General features: G+C 60.3%; 3 protein-coding genes. All 3 read left to right on the top strand.

What is annotated here, in order from left to right; translation table 11 throughout:
* Positions 1–47: 47 nt before the first annotated feature.
* Genes GRI58_RS15365 through cydX form a run of 3 tightly spaced genes read left to right on the top strand, consistent with a single transcriptional unit; the run spans position 48 to position 2,934 of the window.
* Positions 48–1,637: a cytochrome ubiquinol oxidase subunit I gene (locus tag GRI58_RS15365; RefSeq protein ID WP_337190997.1), complete on the top strand. Its 1,590-nt coding sequence runs from the start codon at positions 48–50 to the stop codon at positions 1,635–1,637.
* Between the two features lie 22 nt (positions 1,638–1,659).
* Positions 1,660–2,805 carry a cytochrome d ubiquinol oxidase subunit II gene (cydB, locus tag GRI58_RS15360; protein ID WP_160754498.1) on the top strand — a complete coding sequence of 382 codons (1,146 nt, stop codon included), beginning with the start codon at positions 1,660–1,662 and terminating at the stop codon, positions 2,803–2,805.
* A gap of 12 nt (positions 2,806–2,817) precedes the next feature.
* A complete protein-coding gene (gene cydX / locus GRI58_RS15355) occupies positions 2,818–2,934 on the top strand; it encodes a cytochrome bd-I oxidase subunit CydX (RefSeq protein WP_160754497.1) in 117 nt (38 codons plus the stop codon).
* Position 2,935 lies beyond the last annotated feature (1 nt).

The raw sequence follows: 2,935 nt of genomic DNA, 5'->3' as shown, positions 1-2,935 counted from the left end.
TCAAGCGCGACGCACGCGCAAACGGTTTCGAAAGACTTCTTGCCATGATCGATTTCGCTGTTGTTGAGCTCTCTCGGCTCCAGTTCGCATTGACTGCGCTCTATCACTTCCTGTTTGTGCCGCTGACACTCGGCCTTTCGTTCATGCTGGTCATCATGGAAAGCGTATATGTGATGACCGACAGGCCAATCTGGCGCGACATCACGCGGTTCTGGTCGAAGCTGTTCGGCATCAATTTCGTACTCGGCGTCGCGACCGGACTGACGATGGAGTTCGAGTTCGGGACCAACTGGTCCTATTACTCGCATTACGTCGGCGATATCTTTGGTGCCCCCTTGGCGATCGAAGGGCTGATGGCATTCTTCCTCGAAGCGACATTTGTCGGAATCATGTTCTTCGGTTGGGATCGGCTGACGAAACGCCAGCATTTGTTCACGACCTTCATGGTCGCCCTAGGCTCGAACCTTTCGGCCTTGTGGATCCTGATTGCCAATGGCTGGATGCAGCATCCCGCCGGTTCGACCTTCGATCCCGCGACCATGCGGATGGAAGTGACGAATTTCTATGACGTCATATTCAATCCGGTCGCCCAGGCGAAATTTGTCCACACGGTAAGCGCCGGCTATGTCACGGCCAGCGTCTTCGTGCTGGGCGTATCGGCCTTTTATCTGCTCAGGGGGCGTCATCTCGAGGTTGCCAAGCGTAGCTTCACTGTCGCAGCGGCCTTCGGTCTCGCCGCGTCGCTATCGGTCGTCGTGCTCGGCGACGAGAGCGGTTATGCGCTGACCGACAACCAGAAGATGAAGCTCGCCGCGATCGAGGCCGAATGGCACACCGAGCCGGCTCCTGCGGGTATCGCGGTGTTCGGCCTACCCTCCAACAGCGGGCGCGATACGCTTTATCAAGTCAAAGTACCCTATGTTCTCGGCCTCATCGGTACGCGTAGCCTGACGGGCCAGGTCGAAGGGATCTTCCCGCTGGTGGCAAAAGCCAAGCTGAGGATCGAAAATGGGCTGACGGCCTATGACGCGGTCGAAAAGCTCAAGGTCAATCGCAATGACGTAGCTGCAAGGGCGGCCTTCGAGCGGACAAAGGACGATCTGGGCTATGCCCTGCTGCTGAAACGCTATGTCGCCGATCCGCGCACTGCCGATGCGACGACCATCGACAGGGCCGCGTGGTCGACCGTACCAAACGTCCCCGCGCTGTTCTGGCTGTTCCGCGGGATGGCCGGGCTCGGCTTCGCCTTCATCGCCTTCTTTGCAGGGGCGTTCTATTTCTCGACCACCCGGCGGTTCGACAGGCGGTGGTTTCTGCGCCTCGCGGTTTGGGTCATTCCCTTGCCCTGGATCGCGGCAGAAATCGGTTGGCTGGTTGCGGAAATCGGCAGGCAGCCGTGGGCGGTCGATGGAGTCCTGCCCACCTTCCTCGGCGCGTCCAGCCTGACGGTGCCGCAATTGTGGACGACCATTATCGGGTTCACGCTGATCTACGGCATCATGGCGGTAATCGAAGTGAGGCTGATGCTGGCGGCGATCCGTCACGGCCCGGAACGCTACATGCCGCCTCACGCCGCGCTCGACCCAGAGCCCCAGGGCCCAACCCCGGGCGACCGCTTCGCCGTCCCGGCCGAATAAGCCAAAGCCAAGGACAGGACCAATGATCATACCTTTCGACTATGAAACGCTCAGGGTCATCTGGTGGGCGCTGCTCGGCGTTCTCCTGATCGGCTTTGCGCTAACCGATGGCTTCGACCTTGGCGTCGCTGCCCTTCTGCCATGGATCGCACGCGACGATGAAGAGCGCCGCATGGTCATCAACACCATCGGCGCGACCTGGGAAGGCAACCAAGTGTGGTTCATCCTTGGCGGCGGGGCGATTTTTGCTGCCTGGCCGTTCGTATATGCGGTCAGCTTTTCCGGCTTCTACCTGGCGATGTTCCTGGTGCTGGCCGCTCTGATACTGCGACCGGTCGGGTTCAAATATCGCTCAAAACGACCTGATCCCAAGTGGCGCAAGCGCTGGGATTGGGCGCTGTTCGTCGGCGGGCTGGTGCCAGCATTGGTGTTCGGTGTCGCCGTGGGCAACGTACTGGTCGGCGCACCCTTCCGGCTCGATAGCGATCTGCGCTCGTTCTACGAGGGCACGCTGCTCGGCCTGTTCACACCCTTTACTCTCGTTGCCGGACTGTTGTCGGTGGCGATGTTGGTACTGCACGGTGCTGGCTGGCTGAGCCTGAAGGCCGAAGGTCCGGTGCGAGACCGGGCGCGCAATTGGGGACAGATCGCCGCCCTCGCTTCGATCGTACTGTTCCTCGTTGGTGGCGCTTTCGTCACTTGGGGAGATATGGGGTACCGACTGGCGACGGTCGCCGATCCGAACGGCCCTTCCAACCCGCACCTGACCGGCGCCATTCAGGCCGCAGGTGCATGGCTCGACAACTATGGCGCCTATCCGTGGATGCTGATTGCGCCCGTACTGGGCCTGCTTGGGCCGCTGATCGCACTGTTCGGCATCCGCACCGGGCGCGATGTGATGGTGTTCACCGGTTCTTCATTGGCGACCGTTGGCATTATCGCAACCGTTGGGCTGTCCATGTTCCCGTTCATCCTGCCCAGCTCGATCGATCCGGGTTCGAGCCTGACAGCCTGGAATGCCTCGTCGAGCCAGGGCACCTTGTTCATCATGTTGTTGGTGACGGTCATCTTCCTTCCGCTCGTCCTGCTCTACACCGCCTGGGCCTATCGCGTCATGTTCGGGCGGGTGACCGGCGAGCAGGTCCGCACCAACCCCGATTTCTACTGAGGAGCTAAGAATATGTGGTATTTTGCGTGGATCCTCGGCGTCGGGCTGGCAGTCGGCTTCGGTATCCTCAACGGAATGTGGCACGAATTCCACAGCGATCCAATCGACGATCAGACCGTCGTTGATTGAT

The sequence above is a fragment of the Qipengyuania algicida genome (genome assembly GCF_009828025.1).
GTDB lineage: Bacteria > Pseudomonadota > Alphaproteobacteria > Sphingomonadales > Sphingomonadaceae > Qipengyuania > Qipengyuania algicida.
Note: the sequence above shows the minus strand (reverse complement) of the source record. Positions and strands in the feature narration are given on the sequence as shown.

Coding starts and splice junctions, on each gene's coding strand:
- cydB (WP_160754498.1), top strand. CDS start 1,660: ATGATCATACCTTTCGACTATGAAACGCTCAGGGTCATCTGGTGGGCG.
- cydX (WP_160754497.1), top strand. CDS start 2,818: ATGTGGTATTTTGCGTGGATCCTCGGCGTCGGGCTGGCAGTCGGCTTC.